This is a genomic window from Pseudoalteromonas sp., from assembly GCF_041613455.1.
Classification (GTDB): domain Bacteria; phylum Pseudomonadota; class Gammaproteobacteria; order Enterobacterales; family Alteromonadaceae; genus Pseudoalteromonas.
In genome coordinates, this window is sequence record NZ_JBFJHD010000351.1 from 1 (window position 1) to 1,630 (window position 1,630).

A 1,630-nucleotide genomic window follows, 5' to 3' on the forward strand; every position below is an offset into this window, starting at 1 on the left:
AACTGCGTGTCGCCATGTAAAATAGACAGTAACTCTTCGTGCACTCGGCTCGAGCCGGGGTCTTGCATTGAGCGCACTAAAATTTCTGCAGACTTAACACTGCTGCATTCCACATTATGGCAATGCTCTAGCAGCATATCGACTTTGGTTTCATCTAAAAAGTGCGCGCTTATATGGCAGTCTTGCTTTACCAAACGACTAATGCGCAGGGCCGTGGTAAAAGTTTGGTCATCATCTTGACCGTCGATAATAACTTTATCGGCCTGGCTAATGGCAACGCGCGCCAGCTCATCTAAATCAGTAAAGCTACTTAAGCGCACAAAATCGACCTGTTCATTGCTTAAAAATGGATGCTCCATTTGCTCTGTAACGGCTAATAAAATACGCCGCTGAGTGCGTTTAGTATCTGCCAAAATATAATCAATTATTTTTTTAGTACGAGTATCATGCCAGCCAAAAATAATGATGTGGTTGTTACTGTGAGCAAAGTTTTTATCACCTGTCATAGCGCGCCTAATTAAGTAAGTTACTATTTGCCCTGTTTTTCCTAACAGAACACCAAATAAAGCCAATCCAAACGGAATTTGTATTAATGCCACCACCCAGCGGCCGAGCTCTGTGGTGGGGCTAAAGTCACCATACCCCACGGTTGAGGTGGTTACCGTGTAATAGTAAAAAAAGGTCGTAACGTTAGTGAGTGCTTGCTCATTCGCTATATATAACAAGCTCCACGTTAGCAGCATATGAGCCAACATAGCCAGTGCCACGGCTTGCCAACTCAATTGATCAATATGAGCACGTACAAGTAACACTAGCCTTTTAAAAATCACCGGCATAATACAAAATCTTCGTTAGTAAATTATCTATAAACCCCACGTTACTTGATGCCATGGCTTTAAGCAATATTTAACCCCGCGCACCTATACGACTAAATGCGATTTGCTAACGCCCTGTTTTCATGATTAATTAAGCTTATAATAAAATCAAAAAAGACCTTGTTTATGCTTAATAAAATTGCCACCCCGTTTACTAAACTGGTTGAACGCTACCTACCCGATCCCTTTATTTTTGTGATACTGCTAAGCATTATTACCCTCATGATTGCCACCCTGTTTACCCCCGCAACCAGTATAGATGTGTTGCAAGCATGGGGCGCGGGCTTTTGGAACTTACTCAGCTTTGCCATGCAAATGCTATTGGTATTAATTACCGGTTATATGCTTGCAAGCACTGGCCCGATTAGTAGGCTATTAGAAAAACTTGCCACTTTTGCTAGCACCGCGCCTAAAGCAATTATTTTAGTCACGCTGATATCACTGCTCGCTAGCTGGCTTAACTGGGGGTTTGGTTTAGTAATTGGTGCGCTATTTGCCAAAGCCATTGCTAAACATACACGCGTTGACTACCGCTTATTGGTTGCCAGTGCCTATTCGGGCTTTGTGGTATGGCATGGCGGGTTAGCAGGATCTATTCCTTTAACAATTGCCACCGAAGGGCACTTTTTACAATCGAGCATGGGAATAGTGAGTACCGAGCAAACCCTCTTTGCCAGTTTTAATATTGCCATATTGGTTGGGCTATTTATTATTATGCCGCTGGTGAACCGCTACATGCTACCTAGTGACAACGA

Annotated in this window: 2 protein-coding genes; one reads left to right on the forward strand and one right to left on the reverse strand. The window is 43.0% G+C overall.

Annotation, left to right across the window (positions count from 1 at the left end):
• Positions 1-836 (reverse strand): potassium channel family protein (locus ABYB02_RS16960; protein ID WP_372763532.1); only part of this gene is annotated, 836 nt, incomplete at its 3' end.
• A 165-nt stretch (positions 837-1,001) separates the two neighbouring features.
• On the opposite strand from ABYB02_RS16960, the gene ABYB02_RS16965 reads away from it, so the two are divergent.
• Positions 1,002-1,630 (forward strand): TIGR00366 family protein (locus ABYB02_RS16965; RefSeq protein WP_372763533.1); only part of this gene is annotated, 629 nt, incomplete at its 3' end.